This window comes from Acidobacteriota bacterium (assembly GCA_034211275.1).
In the GTDB taxonomy this organism is placed as follows: domain Bacteria; phylum Acidobacteriota; class Thermoanaerobaculia; order Multivoradales; family JAHZIX01; genus JAGQSE01.
This window is the reverse complement of record JAXHTF010000002.1, coordinates 76,312-99,988: the sequence shown is the minus strand read 5'-3', so window position 1 is coordinate 99,988 and position 23,677 is coordinate 76,312. Positions and strand designations below refer to the sequence as shown.

At 69.3% G+C, this 23,677-nt stretch carries 18 protein-coding genes; 11 read left to right on the top strand and 7 right to left on the bottom strand.

Annotation, left to right across the window (positions count from 1 at the left end):
- The first annotated feature begins 6 nt into the window (after positions 1 to 6).
- Positions 7 to 1,038 carry a polysaccharide pyruvyl transferase family protein gene (locus tag SX243_01000; GenBank protein ID MDY7091527.1) on the top strand — a complete coding sequence of 344 codons (1,032 nt, stop codon included), beginning with the start codon at positions 7 to 9 and terminating at the stop codon, positions 1,036 to 1,038.
- Positions 1,035 to 2,228: a hypothetical protein gene (locus tag SX243_00995; GenBank protein ID MDY7091526.1), complete on the top strand. Its 1,194-nt coding sequence runs from the start codon at positions 1,035 to 1,037 to the stop codon at positions 2,226 to 2,228. Before SX243_01000 ends, SX243_00995 begins: the two co-directional genes overlap by 4 nt.
- Here the strand turns inward: SX243_00995 and SX243_00990 are convergent.
- Positions 2,225 to 4,183: an asparagine synthase-related protein gene (locus SX243_00990; GenBank protein ID MDY7091525.1), complete on the bottom strand. Its 1,959-nt coding sequence runs from the start codon at positions 4,181 to 4,183 to the stop codon at positions 2,225 to 2,227. The two genes, SX243_00995 and SX243_00990, sit on opposite strands and share 4 nt — an antisense overlap.
- A 7-nt stretch (positions 4,184 to 4,190) precedes the next feature.
- Positions 4,191 to 5,258 carry a hypothetical protein gene (locus SX243_00985; protein MDY7091524.1) on the bottom strand — a complete coding sequence of 356 codons (1,068 nt, stop codon included), beginning with the start codon at positions 5,256 to 5,258 and terminating at the stop codon, positions 4,191 to 4,193.
- A 177-nt stretch (positions 5,259 to 5,435) separates the two neighbouring features.
- On the opposite strand from SX243_00985, the gene SX243_00980 reads away from it, so the two are divergent.
- The 8 genes from SX243_00980 (at position 5,436) to SX243_00945 (ending at position 14,469) form a co-directional block, all read left to right on the top strand.
- Positions 5,436 to 6,284, top strand: coding sequence for a 1-deoxy-D-xylulose-5-phosphate synthase N-terminal domain-containing protein (locus SX243_00980; protein MDY7091523.1), 849 nt, complete (start codon positions 5,436 to 5,438; stop codon positions 6,282 to 6,284).
- A gap of 51 nt (positions 6,285 to 6,335) precedes the next feature.
- Positions 6,336 to 7,253: a transketolase gene (locus SX243_00975; GenBank protein ID MDY7091522.1), complete on the top strand. Its 918-nt coding sequence runs from the start codon at positions 6,336 to 6,338 to the stop codon at positions 7,251 to 7,253.
- 27 nt (positions 7,254 to 7,280) lie between these two features.
- On the top strand, positions 7,281 to 8,177 hold the full coding sequence (locus tag SX243_00970) for a galactosyltransferase-related protein (GenBank protein ID MDY7091521.1): 897 nt from the start codon (positions 7,281 to 7,283) through the stop codon (positions 8,175 to 8,177).
- Positions 8,178 to 8,304: 127 nt separating this feature from the next.
- Positions 8,305 to 8,922, top strand: a complete 618-nt coding sequence (locus tag SX243_00965; protein ID MDY7091520.1) for a sigma-70 family RNA polymerase sigma factor — start codon at positions 8,305 to 8,307, stop codon at positions 8,920 to 8,922.
- Positions 8,919 to 9,788 carry a zf-HC2 domain-containing protein gene (locus SX243_00960; GenBank protein MDY7091519.1) on the top strand — a complete coding sequence of 290 codons (870 nt, stop codon included), beginning with the start codon at positions 8,919 to 8,921 and terminating at the stop codon, positions 9,786 to 9,788. Before SX243_00965 ends, SX243_00960 begins: the two co-directional genes overlap by 4 nt.
- Positions 9,789 to 10,003: 215 nt before the next feature.
- Positions 10,004 to 12,958: a CHAT domain-containing protein gene (locus SX243_00955; protein ID MDY7091518.1), complete on the top strand. Its 2,955-nt coding sequence runs from the start codon at positions 10,004 to 10,006 to the stop codon at positions 12,956 to 12,958.
- 133 nt (positions 12,959 to 13,091) lie between these two features.
- A complete protein-coding gene (locus SX243_00950; GenBank protein MDY7091517.1) occupies positions 13,092 to 13,532 on the top strand; it encodes a hypothetical protein in 441 nt (146 codons plus the stop codon).
- A gap of 121 nt (positions 13,533 to 13,653) precedes the next feature.
- Positions 13,654 to 14,469, top strand: a complete 816-nt coding sequence (locus SX243_00945; GenBank protein ID MDY7091516.1) for a hypothetical protein — start codon at positions 13,654 to 13,656, stop codon at positions 14,467 to 14,469.
- Between the two features lie 184 nt (positions 14,470 to 14,653).
- Here the strand turns inward: SX243_00945 and SX243_00940 are convergent, their stop codons facing one another.
- Entirely contained in the window at positions 14,654 to 14,821 is a 168-nt protein-coding gene (locus tag SX243_00940) for a hypothetical protein (GenBank protein MDY7091515.1), read from the bottom strand.
- Positions 14,822 to 14,823: 2 nt separating this feature from the next.
- Here SX243_00940 and SX243_00935 point away from each other — a divergent pair, with 2 nt between their 5' ends.
- Entirely contained in the window at positions 14,824 to 15,222 is a 399-nt protein-coding gene (locus tag SX243_00935; GenBank protein ID MDY7091514.1) for a PIN domain nuclease, read from the top strand.
- A 128-nt stretch (positions 15,223 to 15,350) separates the two neighbouring features.
- On the opposite strand, the gene SX243_00930 is transcribed toward SX243_00935, so the two are convergent.
- The 4 genes from SX243_00930 to SX243_00915 form a co-directional block, all read right to left on the bottom strand.
- Positions 15,351 to 15,617 carry a DUF6289 family protein gene (locus SX243_00930; GenBank protein MDY7091513.1) on the bottom strand — a complete coding sequence of 89 codons (267 nt, stop codon included), beginning with the start codon at positions 15,615 to 15,617 and terminating at the stop codon, positions 15,351 to 15,353.
- A gap of 150 nt (positions 15,618 to 15,767) precedes the next feature.
- Positions 15,768 to 17,627 carry a hypothetical protein gene (locus SX243_00925; GenBank protein ID MDY7091512.1) on the bottom strand — a complete coding sequence of 620 codons (1,860 nt, stop codon included), beginning with the start codon at positions 17,625 to 17,627 and terminating at the stop codon, positions 15,768 to 15,770.
- A 208-nt stretch (positions 17,628 to 17,835) separates the two neighbouring features.
- A complete protein-coding gene (locus SX243_00920) occupies positions 17,836 to 21,303 on the bottom strand; it encodes an IPTL-CTERM sorting domain-containing protein (GenBank protein MDY7091511.1) in 3,468 nt (1,155 codons plus the stop codon).
- 96 nt (positions 21,304 to 21,399) lie between these two features.
- Positions 21,400 to 23,676, bottom strand: a complete 2,277-nt coding sequence (locus SX243_00915; GenBank protein ID MDY7091510.1) for an adenylate/guanylate cyclase domain-containing protein — start codon at positions 23,674 to 23,676, stop codon at positions 21,400 to 21,402.
- Position 23,677: the final 1 nt, after the last annotated feature.

Sequence of the window (23,677 nt, the reverse complement as noted above, 5' to 3'; positions counted from 1 at the left end):
TCCCAGGTGAACAGCTCCCAGGTAACCAGCTCCCGGGACCATGCCCTGCTGACCATCACCCCTGGGTGCGTCAACCGCGGCAATCTGATCATCGAGCACGCGGTGCGCAGCTGCTTCGGGTTTCCCAACTTCGCCGTCGAGATCAACGCCCACCGGCCGTTGGGAGAGAAGGAGCTGGAAGCCATCCACCGCTGCCGCGCCCTGGTCCTGCCCGGCGCCACCCTGCTACAGCCGGAGGATCACGCCACCGCTCCCGGCCTCGCGGCCGTGGAGATCCCCATCCTCACTCCCGGCGTGGCCTTGCGCAGCCCCGAAGACCTGGCGGATCTGGCTCTGGCCCAGCAGCTCTCTCAGACCGTTGGCAGCCGCGACCCCTTCACCCATCGCTCGCTGCGCAACGCCGGTCTGGAGAGCGCCTTGGTGGGCTGCCCGACGCTGCTCCTGGGGGATGCGGAACGCTGGAAACTCCGACCCGGGCCGGTGGTCTTCTCCCCTGGCCTCGGTTTTCAGGAACTCATCGCCGCCTCGATCAAAGCCTGCGCCGCCGTCGCCCCGACGGTGGCGCTGCTCCATGCTCCGGAACGTCAGGACCTCTCCGGCCTGGGGCTGGCGGCAGGAGACGTCGAAGCGGTTCCTCTGGACAGTGCGGAGCAGGCCCACGAGCTCATCGCCGGTGCGTCGGTGGTGGTCACCAGCCGCATCCACGCCCTGCTCACCGCCCTGGTCCACGGCACCCCGGCCTTCTTCCTGGGGCCCTGGTACGACTCCCGCTACTCGCTGGTGGAGTATTTGGGGGTGCCCATCGAACCGCCGGTACCGCGGCGTCTCCAGCGCTTGGTGGAGGGAGCCGTTTCCGGCCGGCGCCTGCCGCCAGCGACGCCCTTCCGGCGAGCCCGAACACTACGGCGCAACCTGGTGCGCTGGTTCGACGAGGTGGCCGCCCCCCTGGGCCTGCCGGTGGCGGAGGAGCTGCCGGGGGTCCGGCAGGTCCGATCAGCGGGAGCGGTGGAAGCGGCGAGCCGCGGGGCGCTGGCGTGAGCGACATGCCCTTCGTCGAGCTCACCGAGTTGGGCCGGGATCCCTGGCGGGTGCGGTGCCGTTACGCCTGCTCGCCGGACCTCGAGCCCCTGCTGTGGGACAACCGGCTGCTGGGGCTGGCGTGCAGCGAGGGCGTGCGCAGCGAAGCTCCGATCCTCAACGGTGCCTTCGTCTCCGCCTTCGCCCCCCTGGGCTGGGCTTACGGCGCCGAGCTGCGCTCGCCGATCCCGGTGCCCGCCAGCCTGATCGAGAGCCTGCGCTCTGTCGGCACCTTCCTCCAGGATCACTACGGCTGGCCTCGCCACGACCCCTTCGCCAGTCTCACGCCGCTGGCCGGGCCGGAAGAGGAAGATCTCGACCTGCCCCGACACCACCGGGGGCTGATGTTCAGCGCCGGCATCGACAGCTGCCGAGCGCTGATCGATCTGGAGCAGAGAGCAGACCTGGAGCAGCGGGAAGGTGCAGGAGCGGCGGGCGTGGATTGGCTGATCCATCTGTCGAACTTCGAAAATCTCGACTCCATGACCACCGGCGAGCAGCGCGCCGACGCCCTGGAGACCACTCAGGCGGTGGCGCAGGAGCGGGGCCTCGGCTGGATGCATCTGTGGACCAATCTGGCCAGCGTCTACAAGCACAACCGTCTGGACGAGAAGTTTCCCGACAATTGCTCCTTCTGGCTCGGCCTGATGCACGTGCACCACATCTTCACCGCCCTGACAGTGATCCGCCCCCTGCTGGCGCGGGTGTACCTGGCCGGCGGCTTCAGCGAGCTTCTAGGCCGGGTGGGCAGCTGCGCTGGCTCCGCCGCGTACGTCGATCGCTATGCGTACCCGGCCCCGATGGAGCTGCTTCACGAGACCGAAATGCGGCAGCCCAAGGTCGAGGCCCTGCTGGATCACGCCCCGGAGCTGCTGAGGAGTCTGAGGGTCTGCTATTCGAGCGGCGCCGGCACCTGCGACCGCTGCCGCAAATGCCAGGCGACGGCTTTGATGGTGGTCGCCGGTGGCGGCGATCTGGCGGCCACCAGCTTCCCGCCGACGATGCGCGCCGCTCTGGTGGAGCGCATCGAGGAGCTGCGCCATTTGCCCGAGGAAGGCCATCGCTTCTTCAACCAGAGCCTCGCCGGCCGCGCCCTCTCCGGCTCCCGCCAGCAGCGCTGGGACCAGCTCCTGGCACGGCTGAAGAGCTAGCGATCGGGCTCCACGAAGCGCTCGTACCATCCGGCGAGGGTGACCAGCGCCCAGAGCTGGAAGACCCACGGGTTGGGGCCGGGCTGGATGCGCTCCAGAATATGCTCCAGCCACTCCTTGCGCACGATCCCCAGCTTCCAGAACGGGCTGCGCCGCAGGTCGTCGATCACCGCCGGGCCGAAAGCTTGGTCGAACAACCAGCCGCCGAAGGGCGCGGTGAAGCTCTTGCGGGGCCGATCCACGACCTCCTCCGGCACCCGGCCCCGGGCCACCTCGAGCATGGCGTGTTTGAAGCGCGGCTGGAGGTCCCGCAAGCGCAGGGAGAACCGCCCGCCGGCAGTGCGGTAGCGATCCTCCACCCGCAGCCCCGCCACCAACTGCACCAGCTCCGGCTGCAGGAAGGGATATCGAACCTCCACCCCGTGGGCCCGCGCCAAGGGCTCGAAATTGCCGAAGAGGATTTCCGGAATGCGATGTTGGCATTCGTGGGCCACCATCAGCTCCATGGCGTGGGCCTCCGGCTTCAGCCGACGGCATTCGCGGTAGAAGGAGCGCAGGTGCGAGGCGTACTGCCAGCGCCGATACGGCTCTTCCAATCCTTTGCGCAGCGACGGATCGTCGAAGAAGCGCGCCACCCCCGGATAGAGGACCCGCCGGCTGGACTGCTCCTCCGCCTGCCAGGGCAGCTCGACCTCCGCCAGCCCCGCCGGCACCGACTGGCGACGGAGGAAGCGGAGGAAGCGTGCGTAGTAGCCTCGGTAGTGGTCATAGCCGCCGAAGACCTCGTCCGCCCCCAATCCTGAGACGAGGAGCTCCAGACCCAGCTCTCGAGCCTCCGCCAGCACCCGGTGGTGGGTCAGGGCGGCCCACGCCGCACAGGGGATGGGCGCTGCCAGCACCACCTCCCGCAGCAGCTCTAAGCCCTCCGCCGCCCGCAGGGTCACCGGCCGGTGGGGCACTCGCAGCCAGCCCGCCACCGCCGCCGCAACCTCCGTCTCGTTGAGACCGTGGCGCTCCTCGAAGGCGCTGGTCAGGGCCGCCTCCGGGGGCCGGCCGTGGGCCACCGCGCAGGCTCCCAGGTAGGACGAGTCCACCCCGCCGGAGAGCAGCAATCCCCAGGGCTCCGAATCCGCCACGGCAGACAACAGCGCCGTGTCCAAGCTTCGGCGAATCTCCCCGATCACCTCCTCCGTCGCCTTCACCGGCGACTCGGGATCCAGCGGCGTCCACCACCGCCGCTCCAGCGCCGCCGCCCCCGGCCGCCAGCTCAGCAGATGGGCCGCCGGCAGCACCTCCACCCCCCGCGCCAGGGTTCGCCCGGGGGGCGGCGTGCCGAAGGCCAGGTACCAGAACGCGCTTTCCGCCGACAGCTCGGCCCCCAGCCCCGGCGCCCGCAGCAGCGGCTCCGGCTCCGAGCAGAACACCGTCAGCCCGCCGGCGCGGCGGTAGTAGAGGGAACGTTGCCCCAGGGCGTCTCGAGTCAGCAGCAGCCGGCGGCGCCGACCGTCCCAGAGGGCGATGGAGAAGTCTCCCCCCAGTCCCGCCAGGGCCTCCTCGCCGCGATCCAAAAAGCGGTAGAGCAATGCGGTGGCGACGCTCTGCGCCACCGGCACCGGCCATCCCGGCGGCGGCTGCGCTTCCAGCGCCATCGCCTGCAGGCTGCCCCGGATCGCCAGCGCCGCCCACGGTCCTGATTCAGCGCCCGCATCTGAGCCCGGACCTTGCGGGAATGCCGTCGCCTCCGGACGCAGCAAAGCCACCCCAGCTCCCTGGTCGATGAACCAATCCTTGGGGTCCACGTCGCCAATCCACGCCGCGACCCAGGGCTGGAGATGATTCGGGGTGAGCCGGTCTCGCCCGCGGGAGTGGTGGGCGAAGGCCCCGAAGAGCGGCAGCGGCAAGCCCGGTAGCGCCAACCCCGGCAGCGAGGCCGGCAGATTGGGGGAAGCGCTCACGAAACGCTCACGCCGAGCCGAGGAGCTGCCGCAGAAGCCCCAACCGACCCTCCGCCTCGCCGGGGGCCAGGGGCTCGGTGAGGGCCGGGGCGAAAGGCTCCAGGGCCCGGCGGGCGGCGGCGGTGAAATGCACCGTGCCATCGGCGTCCAGGCGCTCGACGCCGTCCACGCGGGCGCTCTCCCATTGATAGGCCAAGGCCTCCTCGAGGTCGATGACCGCCGGCAGGTCGAGCTCCACTCCTGCGGCACTCACCCTCACCGGATAGCCCCCGGGAAGGCCCCCGGGGCCCGGCGCCGAGGTGCGCAGCTCCGGCCCCCCCAGCAGCGCCCGCAGGATCGGCAGCCCGCTGGCCGCCGGCAGGGCGTTGAGCTCCCGTCGGGACGGCAAAGGGGGACCGCTGAAGGCCAGCTCGTCGCGCCGCTGCCCATCCTCACCGATGTAGATTCGCGGCTGGGTACAACCCTCCGGCAGCGGCTGGGCCAGCACCACCGGCGTCAGGTGAGCATGGTGGGCCAGCACCTTCAGCCGCGGCTCCAGCTCTTCCTCACCGCGGCGCCGCAGCTCCGCCACCACCCGCGCCCGGATCATCCCCGCGTTGCCGATACCCACCGTCGGGGCCAGCCCTTCGGCGGCGAGAATGGAATGGGTGAAGTCCGGGAAGGCCGCATTGACCACCGGCACCGCCAGGCCACTGGCCCGCACCGCACGCATCACGTGGCGCACCAGCGGCAGATGCGCCGGAAGCTGCGCCGCGAAACCCGCCGCGAGCAGCGCCTGCGCCGCCGGAGCGTCGGAGCCGGGAGCCGCCCACGGGGAGGCGCCGGACGCCGCCTGCACCACCAGCTGGGGCTGTTCCTTCCGCAGCAGGGCCTCGAGCTCCGCCTCCTGCGCCGCGTCGGCGTAGACAAATCGCACCCGCGCTCGGCCGCAGGCCGCCGCCAGCGCGGCGAAGGCCCGGCCGTCCTCCTCGCGGCGGCCGGCGAGGACCAGCTCCCCCACCTCCGGCGCCGCCGCCAGCCCCAAAGCCAGCCGGCGACCGAGATCGCCGAGGCCGATGAGCAGGACCCGCGCCATCAGAAACGCCCGCAGAACGGGGCTCCAACGCAGGGGAAACGGGGGAAGGTGGGAAGTCGCTGCATGCTATAATTGACAGTTGACATAGTCATTATCTACTACAACCGCCCCGAGGGTCGAGTGAAGCCTGTCCCCACCCTGCAGCCGCGCGGTTCCCGCAACCCACGGACCCATCCCATGGATCTCGCCACTCTGGCGGCGGAGGCGACGGAGTTGCGGCGGGAGATCCTTCAGGCTCTCTACGATTGCGGCGGCGGCCACTACGGGGGCACCCTCAGCGTTCTCGACCTCCTCCTCACCCTCTACCGCTGTCAGCTCCGGATCTTCCCGGACCACCCCGAAGATCCCCATCGGGATCGCTTGATCCTCTCCAAAGGCCACGCCGCCCTCGCCCTCTACGCGGTTCAGCGCCGCCTTGGCTTCTACCACCACCCGCTGGCCGGCTACGGCACCGCCACCTCGCCGCTGGAGGGCCACCCCGACGTCGCCGAGCTACCGGAGGTGGAGTTCTCCACCGGCTCGCTGGGGCAGGGCCTGTCGGTGGGGGTGGGCATGGCGCTGGCGCTGCGCGAGCAGCAGCCGGAAGCGGCGCCTCGCTCGCTGCCCCAGGTGTGGGTAGTGTTGGGGGACGGGGAGTGCCAAGAAGGCCAGGTGTGGGAAGCGGCGATGCTCGCTGCCCGGCTGGGCCTCACCAACCTCACCGCGGTGATCGACGCCAACGGCTACCAGGAGTACGGTTGGGCACCCCAAGGCGATCCATGCCCGGTGCCCGATCTGCCGGCCAAGCTGCGGGCCTTCGGGTGGCGGGTGACGGAGGTGGACGGCCACGACCACGGCAACCTGGCGCAAGTCTTCGACCAGATCATCACGAGCAGCGAGGAGCCCGGAGCGAGAAGCCCGGCGGCGGTGGTGGCCCGCACCGTCAAAGGCAAGGGCGTCCCCTTGGCGGAAGCCGACCCGCTCCGCTTCCATTGCACCACGGTGACCCAGGAGGAGCACCACCGCATGCTCGCCGGCCTGTCATGAGGCTCCACCAACCATGAGCTCCTCAGCCATGAGCTCCTTGCCGTCATGACCCTGCGCCTGGCGGACCACTGCGGCCGCTTCCTCGCCGAGGAAGCCCACCAGGACCCCCGCATCTGGGTTCTCGACGGCGACCTGGCGGATTCCGACGGTGCCCATCACTTCGCCGGCGAGCACCCCCGGCGCTTCGTCATGGCGGGCATCGCCGAACAAGCCATGGTCTCCGTCGCCGCCGGCATGGCCCGCTGTGGGCTGCGCCCCTTCGTCTTCTCCTTCGCCGCCTTCCTCTGCTATCGGGCCTACGATCAGGTGCGGGTGGGGCTCAGCCAGGCGGGGCAGCCGGTGGTGCTGGTGGGCTCCCACAGCGGCGGCTGCGCCAGCCGCAACGGCAAAACCCACGCCGCCTTCAACGACCTGGCACTGATGGCCTCGCTGCCGCGGCTGCAAGTGTGGGCGCCGGCGGGGCCGCAGGAAGTGCGCCTCGCCGCCGGGCAGCTGCTGGCCGGCAGCGAGCCCGGCTACTTGCGCCTGCCCCGCCGCCCGTTGGAGGACTTTCCCGGCGTCGCCGCCCCCCTGCGCTGGCTCGCCGGAGGCCCCGGAGACCATGCCCCGCGCATCGCCCTCGCCGGCTGCGGTCTCGGCTCCCACCTCGCCGCCGCCGCCCGCCGTTGGTTGGAAGGTCGGGGCCACAGCCTGGGGCAACTCCACCTGGCTCGGGTCGCGCCGCTGCCGAAGGGCCTGGAAGAGGCCCTGGCGGGGGTCGAGACGCTCCTGGTGGTGGAGGATCACTATGGATTCGGCGGCCTCGCCAGCCTGCTCCAGGAACGAGCCCTGCCAACCCGCATCATCCCCCTCGGCTGGCCCCGCTCCTGGTCCGGCAAGTCGGGCGACGACGACGACCTCCTGGCCCTCGGCGGCCTCGACGCCGAAGGCCTGGCCCGGCAGATTCTGCCCTACCTCGAGAACTCCTAGCGGCCCCGAAGCCCCGACTCTTCGAAGATGCTCTCCATCGTCGTCACCTGGCGGGACCGCCGCGAGCTCGGCCGCGCCCTTCCCGCCCTCGCCGCCGCCGCCCGATCCATCGGAAGGACCGAGCCCGTCGAGGGCATGGTGCCCTCCGATGGGGACGTGACGGTGGTCAACTTCGGCGGTGACCGCGGGCTCCTCGCGGAGCAACTGGAGGAGGCCGTCCGCCACGGGAAGCAAGAGCTGGAGAACGTCCGCATCGTCGACGCCGGCCCCCAGCGCTACTTCCACAAAGCCCGCGCTCAAAACCTCGGCGCCGGCGCCACGAAGCACCCCTTCCTCTTCTTCTGCGACTGCGACATCGTGGTGGAGCCGGCGGTGATCGCCGGCCTGCTCCACCGCCTGCACCAGCGTCCGGGCACGTTCGCCACTCTCGCCGGGGTTCGCGAGTCGGAGCAGAACTCCCGCCGCGCCGGCCACGTGGTGCGCTTCGGCTACCAGCTGCGTCTGCGCACCGCCGACGGCCGCGAGCTGGAGATCCTCGACCACGAGGAAGATGCCGAGGACGGCACCCGCCAGGCGCCGGGGCTGCTGATGGTACGGCGCGAAGATTTTCTGCGCATCGACGGCTACAACGCCGAGCTCCACGGCTGGGGCTGGGAGGATCAGGACATGATCAGCCGCCTGACCCTCGGCGCCGGTCTAGAGCGCATCCAGCAGGGCCACGCCCTCCACCTCTCCCACGACGACCAAGCCCGCATCGGCGCCTACCCGGCCACCCGCGACCGCTGGGAGAGCCGCGACCGCATGTTCCGCACCGCTCTCGCCAACTACGACCGCGCCGACTTCCAGGGCACCTACCGCCAGGACGTCCGGGACTACCCCTCGGCCTCTATATCCCTGGAGGAGCTCCTCGCCAGCGACCAATAGTTGGGACCCGATGAGTGGCCCCCGATGAGTGGCCCCCATGACAGGCCGCCGCAGATTGCGGCATACTGGAGGCCAACCCGAGAGCTGAACCTCGATGAGTCTCCACGATCCAGGAGCCCGACCCCCCGTGCCCACGAAGCCGGCCCCCGGCTCGGAGCAGGACGAAGCGCGAATCCTGCGCTGGGTGGCCGAATTCCAAGCCGGAGAACGGGAGGCGGCCTTCCGCAAGATCTTCGAACGCTTCCACCGCCCCGTGGAGCGCTTCTTCGCCCGCCGCGGCGTGGCACCGGAGGATCGCCTGGACCTGACCCAAGAGACCTTCCTCAACCTTTACCGCGGTCTGGCGGACTGGCGCCCCGAGGCGCGCTTCGGCACCTGGCTCTTCCGCATCGCCACCACCACCTATCTCAAACACCGGCGCGCCCTGAGCGCCGCCAAACGCAGCGGGGAAGAAGTGAGCCAAGATGCCGTGGAAGCGACCACGTTGTGGGCCTCCGACGCCGAGCAGCTGGACGGCGTGCTGGTGGCGGAGCGGCGCCAGGCGGTGGCCGGCGCCATGGCGGAGCTGCCGGAGCGCATGCGTCACTGCCTGCTGCTGCGGGTCGATCACGGCCTCAAGTACCGGGAGATCGCCCGGGTCATGCAGGTCTCGATTCAAACCGTCAAGGCCCATCTCTTCCAAGCGCGAGGAAAGCTGGCGGATCGGCTGCGGACGGGCGCCGTCGGCGAGGAGGCACGGGGATGACCCAAGATCTGGAAACCCTCTTGGCAGAGCTCATCGAGGCTTCTCCCGGCGGCCAGCCGCCCCACCCCGAGCCCGCCCTGCTGCTGCGCTACTGGGATCAGGAGCTGGACCCGGAAGAGGCCGCGGCAGTGCGCGAGCACCTGGTGGCCTGTCGCGCCTGCACCGCGGCGCTGGTGGACCTGGAAGCGCTGGAAGAGCTGAAAGGTCCTGCCAGCGACAGCGAGGAGCCGGCGGACTATTCCACCGCAGACCATGCCACCGCAGACTATGCCACCGCCGCCGCCTGGCGGGACCTGCGGGCGCGCCTCGCCGAGGAGGAGGATTCCTCCGAGGCTCCCGCGGCCGCTTCGGCGCCGAGTCCTTCCCGCAATCGTCCCCCGGCGGATGGCCGCGCCCGCGCTTGGATCCCCCGCCTCGCCGCGGTGCTCGCCGCAGCGGTAGTGGGGCTTGGAATCTGGGTCGCCCAACTGTCCGAGCAGGAACAGACCCTGGAAGACCAGGTTGCCGACCTCTCCGCTCCCCAGGCAAATCCAGCAGTCCTCTACCTCGATGCCCTGACCCGGAACGAGGACGCAACGCCGCCAACTCTCCCTGCCAGCCGGCGCGCCATGGTCTTCCTCACCCCACCGGTGGAGCCCGCCGCCAGCTCCTATCGGGTGGAGATTCACGATGCCGAGGGAACCCCCTGGCTAACCCTCGATGACCTCGAACTGCAGGAGTTGGGTGCGCTACGGCTGAGCTTCATCCCCCAACCGCCGAGCCTCGGCGAGCACCGCCTGCGGCTCTACGCCAAGGGCGAAGAGGAACCCTTGGCCACCTATCCTCTGCTGCTCATCGCCCCGCCGGAGCACTCGCCCGAGCCGTGAGCGGAGGCCAGAACCGAGGGTCTCGCCACGGGGCGCCTCGGTCGCTAGTCGTCCTCCTAGGCGCCTTGCTGCTGGCGGTCCTGGGGGGAGTAGGGCTCTTGCTCATCTCCCGGCCGCCACCGGACACAGCCCCGGCAAATGGCTCCGAGCAGTCAGGCAGCCCTCCTCGAGGCGAGGCTCCCTCACTGGCCGCCAAGCCGGTGCCCCCTCGGTCCTTGCCGCGATCCCCGGAACAGATCTCCGTCGCTGAAGGCGAGATCCACCGCTATCGGCTATCGCTGAAGGCCGGCGACTACTGCCAGCTGCGCGTGCAGCAACTGGGCGCGGACGTTCTACTGGTGCTCCTCGGTCCCTCTGGAGTGGAGCTGGCCCGCACCGACAGCCCCAACGGCCGGCGCGGCGGCGAAGAGGTAGCGGTAGTCGCTGACACCGCCGGCGAGCATGTGCTCCAGATCCACGGCGCCAGCACCGGCGAGTACCGAATCGAGCTGGTAGCGCAGCGCCCGGCAACGGACGAGGATCGGCGACGGGCGGAAGCCCTGGCACAGCTCCAGCGGGGCGAGCTCCTGCGCCAGGCCGGGCGAATGGACGAGGCAGAGGCATTCCTGGCCACGGCGCTGGAGGGCTTTCGCGGCTTGGGAGATCCTGGCCCTGAAACGCAGGCCCGCGAGGCGGACGCCCTCGACCGCCTGGCCCGGTGCGCTCAGGCCCAGGGGCACCAGCAGGAAGCTCTGAAGCTCCAGCGACAGGCGGTGGATGCGCTCCCCGAGACCGCCCCACCGGAGCAGCGGAGTGCCGCTCTCGCCCGCCTGGGGCTGCTCACCTTCGAGCTCGGCGACCTGGACGCCGCCGTCGCCGCCTGGCGGAGGGCCTTGCCCCTGCGGCCGGCGGAGGAGGATCCCGCCGGCCGAGGCCGCTTGCTGCACAACCTGGGGCATGCCCACCAGCGGCGGGGAGAGGCTCAGCGGGCACTGGAGGCCTACGAAGAAGCGCTGGAGCTCCATCGACAGGCCGCCCACCGCCGGGGCGAGGCGGAGACCCTGCACAACTTGGGGGTCCTGGAGGAAGGATTGGGAGAGGTTGAGCGCGCCCACCGCCACCTCGCCGCCGCCGCGGAAGTCTGGCGAAAGCTGGGAAACGCCTCCGCCCATGCCCGCACCCTCGACCGCCTGGGCCTGCTGGAGCTCGCTAGCGGCGACGCCGGCCGCGCCGCAGAGCGCTTCACCCAAGCGCTGGACCTCCGCCCTTCGAACAACTCCCCTGAGGCAGCAGTCAGCCTGGCCAATCTGGCCCTGGCGCGGCGTCACCAGGGCCGTAGCGATGAAGCGATGGACCTCCAACGGCAGGCTCTGGAGATCTTCATCGCCGTCGGTGACCCCCTGGGGGAAGCCCGCTGCCGCGAGAACCTGGGCCATCTGGAGCGCCACGGCGGCCGTCTCGAGCACGCTCTGGAAGAGCACCGCCGAGCCCTGGACCTCTACCGCCGGCTGCGGGATCCCGCCGGAGAATCCTCCGCTCTCTACGCTCTGGCCCTCGATTTCCAAGCGACCGGTCAGTCGGCAGAATCTCTCGAAGCCATCGGCGCCGCCCTCGATCTGCTCGAAGACCAGCGCGACCTCATCGACGCAGCAGCCCTGCGCCGCGCCTTCTTCGCCACGGTGGAGGAGCGCTACGAGCTGGCGGTCGAGCTGCTGATGGAGCAGGCGCGCGCCGAGCCGCACCAAGACTGGGCCTGGCGAGCCCTGGCGGCCAGCGAACGGGCCCGCTCCCGCAGCCTCCTCGACGCTCTTTCGGTACCTCGCGGCAAAGCAAGAGGGATCCGCAGCGTGGGCGCCAGCCCACCATCCGAAGAAGCAAATACCAGGCTCGCCGAACGAGAAGCCACCCTCGCCGCCCGCCTCTCCGCCACCGCCCGGCTGCGCACCGAGCTGCTGGCAGCCTCCTCCGGCAACGGGGCGGCCCTGGCCCGCATCGAGATCGAGATCGAAGAGCTGGCCCGGCAGCTGGACGATGCCCGCGGCAAGATCGCGCGCCGTCAAGAAAGCCCCAACACTGCCCAATCCCTCGCCGCCAACGAACTGGCCCGGTGGGTTGGTGCGGAGGAAATCCTGCTGGAATTTCATCTGGGCCGGGAGGAAAGCTATCTGTGGATCCTCGACCAACAGCGAGGCGCGCCCCGGCTCACCACCCACACCCTACCCCCGGTGCGCCGTTTCGCAGATCTGGCTCGCCGAGCCCACGAGCTCCTCGCCAGCAGCCATCGCCGAGAAGCCGAAGGCGCCCTGCGACCCGTGCTTTGTCAGCTCAGCCGGGAGCTGCTGGCGCCGGTGGCGGAGCACCTGGATTCGAAGCGGGTGCTGGTGGTCGCCGACGGCCCGCTGCTCTACCTCCCCTTCGGAGCGCTGCCCGACCCACGCTCCGGAGGGCCCTGCGAACAGGCCCCACCGCTGCTGGCGCATCAGCCGGTGGTTTCCCTGCCCTCCCTCTCCAGCCGGCGGGCGGCGGCGGAGCGCCCCGGCACACCACCGGAGGAAAGCCTGGCGATCCTCGCCGACCCGGCCTTCGAGCCCGGCGAACCCGGAGCCGCCGCCGGGCCGCCAAGGCTCCCGGGCACCCGGCGGGAGGCCCAGCGCATCGCCGACCTCGCTCCGCAGCCGCCCTTCCTGGCCCTGGGCACCGAGGCGCGCAAAGAGCTCTTCACCTCCAGCGCCCTCACACCCTATCGGTGGCTGCACCTGGCGACCCACGCCCGGGTGGACGAGGACCGGCCAGAGCTCTCCTCCCTGCTTCTCGCCCAACGGGACGACGCCGGCCGTGCCGTGGACGGCCAGCTGTTGCTCCACGAGATCGCCGGCCTCGAGCTACGCTCCCGGCTGGTCACTCTCTCCGCCTGCCGCAGCGCCTTAGGCCGAGAGGTGCGCGGCGAGGGTCTGGTGGGGCTCACCGGAGCCTTCCTGCAAGCCGGCGCCCAGCAGGTTCTGGTGAGCCTTTGGGACGTCTCCGACGACGCCACCGCCGAGCTCATGAGCCGCTTCTATCGCGGCTTGCTCCAGCAGCGGCTACCACCAGAGGAGGCTCTGCGCGAGGCCCAGCTCGCTCTCCTCGCCGAGCCCCGCTGGCGAGCGCCCTACCATTGGGCCGGCTTCGTGCTCTACGGCCAGCCCCCATGACCGCCACAGAACCAGAAGGCAGCCATTCCAGACTCAACAATTCCGCCGCGGCGGGATTTCACCTCTTTGGCAGCCCGCATCGCTGCCGCGGCCTTCGAGATTTCATCTCACTCACCGTCACCAAGGAGCCACCATGTACGGACAAGACCTCGCCAAGAACCTCGCCGGAGACCTGCACACCCTGCGCGACGCCCTCTTCGTTCACCTTGGGGTCTCCACCGACCAGGCACCGGACGATCGGTCGACCGACGACGCCCTCACCGCCACCTTCCGGCTGCACGAGGCGATGCTCAAACTCTGGCGCTATTCGCAAGTCGTAGCCGACGACTCCTCCGACGACATCAAGCCCGCCAACCCCGAGGAATCCACCGGCCAGTACAACCCCCCAGGCTCGGACCCCGACCCTCGGGACCAGGACCTGGCGATGCAGGTGGTGATGTGGTTGGGGATCTTGGAAGAGCGGCTCCTGGCGGCGCTCCACGAAGCCAGCACTGGCGGCCATCAGGCCTTCATCGACGCCGCAGTCCCCGCCCTCCACCGCATGGCCCAGGCCCGCCGGCGGCTGGCGAACTGAGAAAAGCGAGATTCCTCTAAACAATCTCCCGAGGAGCGGATTTCACCCTCTTGAACCCGGGCCGAGGCAGCCGCCCCGGCCCATCCGAGAAACTCTCATCGAAAGCGTTCAGGAGACCACCATGACCAGCACCGCCCAGCTCCCCGAGACCACCTTCGAGCCCACCCAGGCCACCTTCGAGATCGACGACGCCGGCAACAGCGCCGTCCGCGCTCTGTCCAACACCCAGACCTGGGGACCGGGGCAGGGCTACCCCTACGCCTGGGACCCCTTCATCTCTCCGCGATTCGAACAGCCCGGTACCTGGCGCGCCGTGCGCCACAACTGGCGCACCGGCGGCGTGGTGCTGCAACTCGGCACCGACGGCAACTTCGGGCCGGTGGCCGTCTCCCAGGCGGGCTGGGCCCGCAAGCGCTTCCGGGTGGAAGCCGGCCGCAACGACTTCCGCATCGACTTCCGCATGGGCCCGGTCACCGAGCGCCCCAGCAGCATCTTCGCCCAGGGCAAGGTCTTTGCTCATCTGGTGCCCAATACTCCTTACGCCCAGGAACAATTCGCCACCGCTCACCTGCCCGCCGGCGGCCTGGTGACCCTCAACCTCCGCACCCTCGTCCCCGGCAACGCCTACGACCTCTACGTCGGCTGCACGACTCTCCTCGTCAACCCCGGCTCCCAGCCCTACTGCGAGGTCATCGTCAACGACATCAAGGTCCACCACACCCTCTCCCCCTACTACGCCGCCTCCGCTGGCGACACTACCGGCACCGAGGCCCCCAAGACGCGCGGCGAGAAGAACCAGCCCCCCAAAGCGCTCGATCTCCCCGAGGATCTCGACCTCTCCCACCTCGACCCCACCCACCGTCCCGACCTCGACTCCCTCCACTGCGGCTCCATCGAGGGCACGCCGGAGGAGGATTGGGTGGTGATGGAGGGCTAATTCCGTAACCTCGTGCCCCGCTCCCGGGGACCGTCCCCTGGGAGCGGCGGCATTCTCCCAGCCCCCCAAACCTCGCGGGTCGCGCAGGGCGCCACCAACCGATAGCACTATCCGGTGGTGTATCCTTGGAGTGAGCCGTGGAGGTGAAAGCATGACCCGAATGACCGTGACTCTAGACCCTGGCCTACTTCGAGAAGCCCAAGAGGCTCTTCAAGCCACCAGCAAAGCTGAGACTCTGAGGAGAGCCCTGGCAGAAATTGTGCGCCGAAAGCACCTGCAAGAAGCCCTGGACCATCAGGGCAAGATAGATCTCGACATCGATCAGGAAGGCTTGGCCAAGCTTCGGAGTCAAGATTGATCCTCGCCGATAGCTCTGCCCTGATCGAGTACTACCGACCCGACGGTCAAGATCGGGCCAAATCCGCCGTCGTTGCTGCGATCTCTGCAGATACCTTGGCAACTAACGGGATCATTCAGGTGGAAGTCGTGGCCTTCGCAAAGAGTGAGCGCGACTTCGAGAAGCTACGCCGCGACTTTCGAGCCTTCCACCAGATCGACCTGCACCCGGCCGTCTTCGAGCTTGCGACCAGCCTGGGCTTTCGCCTACGGCGCCAAGCCATCACGGTCCCTACCACCGACTTGATCATCGCCGCTTCAGCCATCCAGGGTGACGCTACTCTGCTTCATCTTGATCGGCACTTCGATCAAATTGCTGAGCACTCCGAGCTGAAAGCAAGCAACCTCACCCAATGAATCCGGTGCGAGGGCCTACCGACTCGGTCCTCGCCATCCCCCGAGATCTCCGGCCTCCCCCCCCAGACACACCACGGCCCCGCTCCCCCAACAGGGAACGGGGCCGTGGTAGCTCTAACTGGGCGGTCTCAGCTGCAGCAGGGGAAGAAGTTGACCGTGCTCCATTGGGTGACCTGACCGTAGGTGTAGGTCACGCCGTTGCAAGCGCGGTTGCGGGTGCCGACCTGGGTGGTGAGGGTGGCGTCGCTGTAGAACCTCTGGAAGAAGCCGTCACCGCAGTATTCGGCATCGGCGGTTTGGGTGCCGACGCCGAAGGAGAGAATTGCGGCCAGCGCCAGGGCGGCGGCGAAGATCAGAATGATGCGGAAGCGGGGCAGGGTTCGAAGCATGTGCATGACGACCTCCTCAAGAGACGATGAAAAGATGCGCCATCATAGCAGAACTTTCGTAAGGTCTACTGCTCGCAATCCCTGGCCGCGAACAGGTCCAACCGCTCCCAAGAATCCCTCCGGGCCGCGCCGGCATGTTGCCGGCGGCAGCCCGAGCTACTGCTCCATCCCGTCGCTCACCACCCGCCCCCACATCGAGGTGTCGCCGCTTTCGAAGCCGTCGGTGAAGATGTCTTCGAGGGTGACGTCGATGGGCTCGGTGACGGTTTCGTTGTCGACGGTGGTGGAGACGTCGAAGCTGCCGGCGGTGTCGCCGGCGGTGTAGGTGCTGTCGGCCAGGCCGGCGAGGGTGGCGGTGTCCTCGGGCATCATCGTGCCGCCGGTGGCGGAGAAGTCGACGGGGGTGCCGTCGGGAACGTTGCCGTCGGCGGTGGTGTCCATGCCGTCGGAGTTTTCCCGCAGGCTGGCGGTGGCGGTGGTCATGCCGCCGCGGATGACGCTGTCGGCGGCCAGCTCCAGCCCCAGGACCAGCCACGGATCGGTGTCCATGAAGCCGGTGCCGGTAAACAGGGCATTATCGCAGCCCATGGCACCGGGGCCGGCGTTGCAGCCCCACCAATTGTTCTCGGCGGTGACCTCGCTATCGTCCACCACCAAGCCGACGTTGTTGCCGAAGAAGCGGTTGAAGGTGACGTTGGCCTTGCTGTTGGTGTTGCCGTTGTCCGAATGCACCCAGACGCCGGTGTCGTTGTTCAGCAGCACATTGCCGGTGACCTCCACCGCCTCGACGGTGGCCGGGGGCTCGGAGGTGTAGCCGTCGCCAATCCAATGGATGCCGATATTGGCGCCCTCGACGCGGTTGTTGGAGTAGGTGACGGTGCTGGTCATGGAGGAGTGGGAGGTGACCCGGAAGCCGCGCTGGAAGTTGGCGAAGGGCATATTGCCGGGATCCTCGTTGACGAAGGAGTTGCCGCTGACGGTGATGTTGGAGGTGTGGCCGGCGGCGTTCTCCCAGATGCCGTAGATGCGCTCCGGGTCGGCGTTCTGGGCACCGGTGATGCGCATCACGTTGTCGAGAATCTGGAGGCCATCGAAGACCGCGCCGCCACTGGTATTGCTCTGCATGACGACGCTGGCGGCGGAGGCGGGCATGGGAGCGCCGGAGTCGCTGACGCCGGTGCCGGGGAGGATGAACTCGTTGCCCTGGATGGTCTGGTTGGTGCCGAAGGCGAAGTGCAGGGCGATGTTCTGGAAGTTGTCGTCCGGCGCCGCGTTGGTGTTCAGATCCACCGGCAACTCGATGCGATTGTTGGCGATGGTGACGTCGTTGAAATCCACCGTCGAGCCGGTGCCGTCCTGGGCGTGGAAGAGTCCGAGGGTCCAATCGAAGCCGCGCAGGTCGAGGTTCTCGATGGTCCACCCCTGGTAAGTGCCGCCGAAGAGGAAGAGGAAGCCCTCGAAGTAGAGCTCCGGCAGGTCGCCGGGGCCGAGGATCACGGCGTCGCCAAGGCTCTGGGCGCCGATGGTGACGTCGGCGACGCCGGTGGGGCCGAGGATGCCGAAGCCCTCCGCCTCCCAAGAGTCGAAGGCGTTCATCTCGGTCCAGTCGAAGGTTCCCACCAGGCGCACGATGGTGCCGTCCCCGACGGCGGCGACGGCGGCGATGGCTTCGGATATGCGAGTGTAGTCGTTGTCCGTGGGAGTCGGTGCATCGCCGCTCTCCGCCACCGACTCCACCAGGATGGTGACACCGCGGAGCAGACGATCCTCGGAGTCTGCGTCCACCGGCGGCAGGATGCGAACGCCAGCGGTGGTGAGCAGCGGGCCGCCGTCCGCAGCGCGGGCTAACGGCCGATGGCCGGGACGCTCCACCAACACCTCCTGAGCGCTCTCGTCGATGCCGATGCGCGAGACCAAGAGCTGAACGGGGTCCGCAAGCGCCGGCAAGGCTAGAAGCGCTGCGGCGAAGAGGGCCAGAGAGCGACCTAGGGAGCAAGGGGAGAGATGAAGGTTCATTGGAAACTCCTTCTGGTGTGGACCAGCTATCGGACAGGCTGAGCGGGGGCGTTCCTGCCGGGAACGTCCATCGTGCAGGTGCGCATAGATGCGACAGGACAACCACTTCACGCTACTGGACCCGTCCCGAGGAGGTCAAGAGCGTCCGGGCGACAGCGACGTCGCAACAAGGCCCGACGGAGGGTACCGCCGCCGGGGTGCCTCCGGATCAAGCCCTCCGCCGCCGGAGCGCCACCAGCCCCGCCCAGGCGAGGATCCCCACCAACAAAGCCAATCCCACCGCTCCCAAAGTCGGGATCTCGACGATCGTGGCGACCACGAAGACGGTGGGATCCTGGGGATCCGGCGTGTCGGGGTTGTCGGTGGGGGTGTTGACCAGGAAGCCCTGGTTGCTCACCACGGTGCCCGGCGGGACGTTGTTGAGCAGCGTCGCCTGCACCGTCAGGGTGACCACCCCGTCGGCGGGGATGGCGCCGTTCCAGATCAGCAGATTGCCCGGCAGGATCACCGCCACGCCGCCGTCGGCGGACACGCTGGCGCCCCCGAGCTCCGGCGGGAGCACGTCCTCGAACTCATTGCCCAGACCGTCCATCAGCGGGTCCGGCCCGCCGTTGAACAACCGGATGCGGTAGCTCACCAGGGACCCCGGCGCATGGGGTCCGGTGAGCAGGGCCTTGGAAGCGCAGAGATTGGACGTACCGCCGGCGCCGGGCGCGGGCACGATGAGGGTTTGATCCTCGTCGGTCCAATCCTCGAAGTCCGGATCCCGCAGCGTCGCCGGCAGCTCGAGGGTGGCGGTGTTGACCAAGTCTCCGCAGAAGGTCTCCGGCGTCGTGCCGGAGAGGGTGCAGACCACCGATCCGCCGGCGGGAACGTCCACCGTCGCCACTAGATCACCGCTCCCCACCAGACCACCGCAATTCCAGCTCACGCCCACGAGGTTGGCCGGAATCAGGTCCATCACCGTGATGCCCTCCGCATCCCCAGGGCCAGCGTTGGAGATCACCAGCGTGTAAGCCACCAGGCCGCCCTGGACCGCGGAGTCCTGATTGTCGCTCTTCACCAGCGAGAGATCGGCCGTGACGGCGGTGACGGTGACGGTGGCGCTAGCGCTGTTGTTGGCGAGATTCGGATCCTGAACGCCGGGGGGCGTTGTGGCCTCGGCGGTATTGACCAGCTCGCCGGGAGGGGCGTCCACCACCTCGCAGGGGAGGCTGTAGGTGGCTACCGCCCCTAGCGGCAGGAAGACGCTGTCCAGGAGGCCCCCCGTGCCACCGGGGAGTGTGCAGCTGCCACCGCCGGTCGCAGAGCATTGCCAGGAGCAAACCAGCCCCGGCGGCTGCATATCGCTCACCAGCGCCTCCGCCGGTTCGGGGCCGAGGTTGGTCACGGTAATGGTGTAGGCAAGGGTGTCTCCCACGGCCACCTCCGCCGGCTCGGCGGTCTTGGTGACCTGGAAATCCGCCTCGCACACCACGGGGGTGGTGGCGACGGCGGTTTGGTCACCGGGGTCGGTATCTTCGAAGCCTTCCGCGGGAATCAGCTCGGCGATGTTGACCAGCATGTCAGCGGCGGAGTCCAGCACCTCACAAGCCAGGGAGTAGAGCACCTGGCTCGCCGGCGGCAGCACCAGGTCTTCCAGCAAATCACCGGTACCGGTGGCGGCGGGACAGGCAGCACCGCCGCTGGCGCTGCACCCCCAGGAGCAGGCGAGGTTGGGGGGCAGAATGTCCTCCAGCGTCACCCGGGCGGTGCCGGAGCCGGCCCGATGGCTCACCGTCACCCGGTACTCGAGGTCATCCCCGGGGCACACCGTGGAGGGAGTGGCGGTCTTGGTCACGCCCACGTTCGCCCGCCGGATCACCGGGGTGGTCACCGAGTCCTCGTTGTTGGCCACCACCGGGTCGGGAGTGCCGTCGGGGGCGCTGATGGCGGCAATGAGGCTGAGGGAGGAGGGCGCCGCGGGGTCGATGGCGCAGTCGATGGCGTAGATGGTGGAAGCGCCGGCGGGCAGATTCGCCGTGTCCGCCAAGGGCAGGGAGCCGGAGGGCGCGCCGCAGCCTCCGCCGGCCTGAGCCGTGCAGGCGAAGGTGCAGGTCAGGCTCGAAGGAGGCGCGCTGAGGGTTACCAAGGCCGAAGAAACTCCGGTGGGACCGAGGTTGGTGGCGGTGAGGGTGTAGGTGGTCATACCCCCTGCCACCGCCGGAGCGCTGGAGGAGGCGCTGCCTTCCAAGTCTACGGTCAGATCTGCGGTGTTGCTGCCTCCAGTACCACCGCCGTCGTCGCCGCCGTCACCGCCGTCGCTGCCGTCGTCCCCTCTCCTATACGTGTAAACGGACCCGGCGTCGAGGCCGGCACCGTCGTCGCGATAGGTGCCAGCGTAGAGATCCTGATCGCCTTGGTCGTCGAGAGATCCCAGCCCGACGGCGAAGCCGAGCTCGTCTCCCGGGCTCGGCGAATCGGCGGCGAGGCGTAGAGTCGCCTCCCAGGCAGCGCCCGCTCCTTCGAAGAGATAGGCGGCACCGGCCCGCGCCGCGCCGCCGGAAGCGGCGAAGCGGGCGCCAGCCAGAATCCGCCCCTCGTCCATGGTGCCGCTCAGGGCGACGCTGATCCCCAGCTCGTCCCCGGCCATCAGGTCCGGGGCGGTGAGCTTGGCGACCTCCACCCAGGCGCCGCCCTGGCGCTCGAAAACGTAGACCGCACCGGCGTTGGCGACGCTACCCCCGTCGAGAGCGGCGTCCTCCAAGCGCGCTCCGATGACGGCGCGATTACCCGCCAGAGCGATGGAGCCGCCGAAGAGGGCGCCGGCGGTACCGTCCGACGGCACCAGCCGCGCCACCTGCACCCAGGCGCCAGCCTGACGCTCGAAGACGTAGGCCGCACCGGATTGCAGACCCCGGGGGTCAGCGAAGGGAGCTCCCGCCAGCAGCCGCGATCCGTCTAGGGCGAGCGCAAAGCCGAGACCGTCCCCGACGGCGCCGTCCGCCGCCAGCACCTTGGCCGGCGGTGCCGCAGTGCCGGCGTCGAGGTCGTAGACATAGACCGCACCGGCGGATGAGCCACGGTCGTCGTCGCCGGGGGCACCGGCGGCCACCAACGATCCATCGATGGCCACGGCACGGCCCAGCTCGTCCCGGGGCCCGAGGCTCGGCGGAACCAGCTTGGCCTCCTGACTCCACTGGCCTTGATCGCGGCGGAAGGCGTAGACGGCGCCGGAGAGCTGGCCCACCTCGGCGCGGTTGGGAGCTCCCGCCACCACCCGATCGCCGGAGATCCCGACGGAGAAGCCGAGGGTGTCACCGGCAGCACCGTCCGCCGCCAGCAGCTTGGTCTCCTGCCCCTGGCCAGCGGCGGCGAAGACGTAGACCGAACCGGATCCGGAACCGCGGTCGTCGTCGTAGACCGAACCCACGGCGACCTCCGAGCCATCCACCGAAAGGGCACAGCCGAAGAGGTCCCCGGCGGCGGGGTCGGAAGGTCGCAGCTCCACCGGTGGGGCGCCGGGGACATCGAGTTGAGCACCGGCGGGGTGGGATAGAGATCCGGCGGTAAGCCACAGCAGGCACACCGCGGCGAAGGCACTGCGGGAAAAGCCACTGCGGAAAGGGTGACGCCAACAGGGGAAACGCCAACGGAGATCGGCCGGGGGATTCGCGAACGACTCAGACTGCTTCATGACGACACCTCCTGCTGCAAGAACCGGTCGTGGGGAATTCCGGTAGGAGCTCGTTCATCGGGGTCATGGCTCGGGACTGACTCTCATCGCTGGGGCTCATTTCCGGGTCAGGGTCTCGACCCCGTCCCAATCCTCCGGCGGCGGGTCGTCGAGGTAGCGGCGGCAGCGCTCGAGGAAGAGGCGGGAGGGACCGTCCTCACCGTGCTCTTCGAGCAATTCGAGGAAGAGCGCCTCCGCCTGATGGAAGCGGCGCCGGCGATAGAACGCCAGGCCCTGGCCGAAGGTCTCGATGCGCGCCTGAATCTCCGCCGGCAGGGGGCGCTGGCCCACTAGCTCATAGAGACTCACCGGCTCGTTCTTTCCCTTGACCCGCACCCGGTCGACCTCCCGGAAGACCAGTCCCTGGGCCAGATCCACCGTGCCCAGATCCGTCGCGGTCTGGGTCCGCGCATCGAAGCCCGCCTCCAGAGCCTCCACCTCGCGCACCGTCCCCTCGGAGCACAGAATCTCGGTGCCGTAGAGCTTGTTCAGGCCCTCGATGCGCGATCCCAGGTTGACGTTGTCGCCGATCACCGTGTAGTCGAAGACCTGGTCCGAGCCCATATTGCCCACCGCCATCTCGCCGCTGTTGATGCCGATGCCGATGCCGATCTCTGCGCTCCGCCCCTCGAAGAGCCCTTCCTGGTGCCATCGGGCGTTGAGCAGGCGCAGCTCGGCGCGCATCTGGAGAGCCGCGTGGCAGGCCCGGAGGGCGTGGTCGGGCTGCTCTACCGGGGCGCCGAAGAGGGCCATGAGGGCGTCCCCCATGTATTTGTCCAGGGTGCCCCCCTCGTCCAGCACCAGGCGGGTCATGGGGGTGAAGAATTGGTTCAGCAGCCCCACCAGCTCCTCCGGCGCCAGCCCCTCGGAGAGGGTGGTGAAGCCACGGATATCGCTGAACAGCACGGTCATGATGCGCTCCTCACCGCCCAGCTCGAGCTTGTGGGGATGACGCACCAGCTCGTCCACCACCGCCCCGGAGACGTAGCGCTGGAAGGCGCGGCGGAGAAACCGCGCATGAGCCTCCACGGTGCCTACCTGATAGCGCAAAGCCGCCACCAGGGCGACGCCGCCGGCGAGCACCGGCGCCACCGTCTGCAGATGCCAGCCGGCGGTGCGGAAAGCGAGGTGGCTGATCAAGGGCCAGGAAAAGACCAGAGCGATGGCCGCCAGCGAACCCAACAGATGACGGTCGATAACCGAAACCAGCAGCGCCACCAGCGGCCCCAAAAGCAGCAGCGCCAGCAGGGAGACCAGGTATTGCAGCGCCGTGTCGTGGAGGAAGCGCTGGTTGAGCAGGTTGTCGGCGGCGGTGGCGTGAACTTCGACCCCCGGAACCTCGGCGCCGAAGGGGGTGGCGGCGATATCGCCGATGCCGGTCTCGGTGGCGCCGATGAAGACCAGCCGATCCGCCAACGCCGTCGCCGGCACCTCGCCCCGCAGCACCGCCAGCGCCGAGAAGGTGGTGAAGCTGCCGGCGCCGCCGCGGTAGTTGAGCCACAGCCTCCCGTGCTCGTCGGCGCGCACCGCCTGCTCGCCGATGCGCACCTCCGGAAGACTGCCCTGGTACGGCCGCAGGGAGACCGGCTCGCCGGTGAAGCGCGCCACCGCCGCCAGCGCCAGCGCCGGGTAGTAGCGACTGCGGTAGCCGTTGATCAGCTCGTAGCGGCGCTGAACCCCCTGCTGGCGCTCGTGGCTGAAAAAGCCTTGGGCGCTCACCTGGCGGGCAAAGAGCTCCAGGTTGGCCTCCACCGCCGGCCGCTGGGGAACGGGATAGGGCCCGCCCAGGACCTGCTGCACCGACCACGGGGCCAGGGGCCCGGTGGCCGTCGAGCCCTCGCCGGCGGACGGTGGGGCGTAGCATTCACCGATACCGCCGGCCAGGGGCGCCGGGCCGCAACCGCCGGAGCCCTCCCGCTGGTCCGGAGGAAGCCGGTGACGGAAGAAGTAGCCCAGCACTACCTCCGGCGCCACCGCCAGGGAGCTCGCCAGGGCCTCGTCCTCTCCCGACAGGTCGACTCCCGGGGGTGAGCGGGTGGCCTCCGAGAGCACCAGATCGAAAGCCACCACCCGCGCGTCCGCCGCCACCAGCCGGTCCACCAGCTCCGCCAGACAGGTGCGGGGCCAGGGCCAGCGCCCCAGGGCGTCGATGCTGGCGGCGTCGACGGCCACCAGTACCACCCGCTCATCCGCCGGCTGCGGTCCCCGCAGGCGCATCTGGAGATCGGTGACCACCGCCTCCACCGGCTCCAGCACACCGCTCCACTCCACCGCCAACACGGCCAGGGAGGCCGCCATGCCAAGGATCAGCGCGATGATGCGGTGACGGCTCACC

Coding starts and splice junctions, on each gene's coding strand:
- SX243_00985 (MDY7091524.1), bottom strand. CDS start 5,258: ATGGCGCGGGTCCTGCTCATCGGCCTCGGCGATCTCGGTCGCCGGCTG.
- SX243_00980 (MDY7091523.1), top strand. CDS start 5,436: ATGGATCTCGCCACTCTGGCGGCGGAGGCGACGGAGTTGCGGCGGGAG.
- SX243_00970 (MDY7091521.1), top strand. CDS start 7,281: ATGCTCTCCATCGTCGTCACCTGGCGGGACCGCCGCGAGCTCGGCCGC.
- SX243_00960 (MDY7091519.1), top strand. CDS start 8,919: ATGACCCAAGATCTGGAAACCCTCTTGGCAGAGCTCATCGAGGCTTCT.
- SX243_00950 (MDY7091517.1), top strand. CDS start 13,092: ATGTACGGACAAGACCTCGCCAAGAACCTCGCCGGAGACCTGCACACC.
- SX243_00945 (MDY7091516.1), top strand. CDS start 13,654: ATGACCAGCACCGCCCAGCTCCCCGAGACCACCTTCGAGCCCACCCAG.
- SX243_00930 (MDY7091513.1), bottom strand. CDS start 15,617: ATGCACATGCTTCGAACCCTGCCCCGCTTCCGCATCATTCTGATCTTC.
- SX243_00925 (MDY7091512.1), bottom strand. CDS start 17,627: ATGAACCTTCATCTCTCCCCTTGCTCCCTAGGTCGCTCTCTGGCCCTC.
- SX243_00920 (MDY7091511.1), bottom strand. CDS start 21,303: ATGAAGCAGTCTGAGTCGTTCGCGAATCCCCCGGCCGATCTCCGTTGG.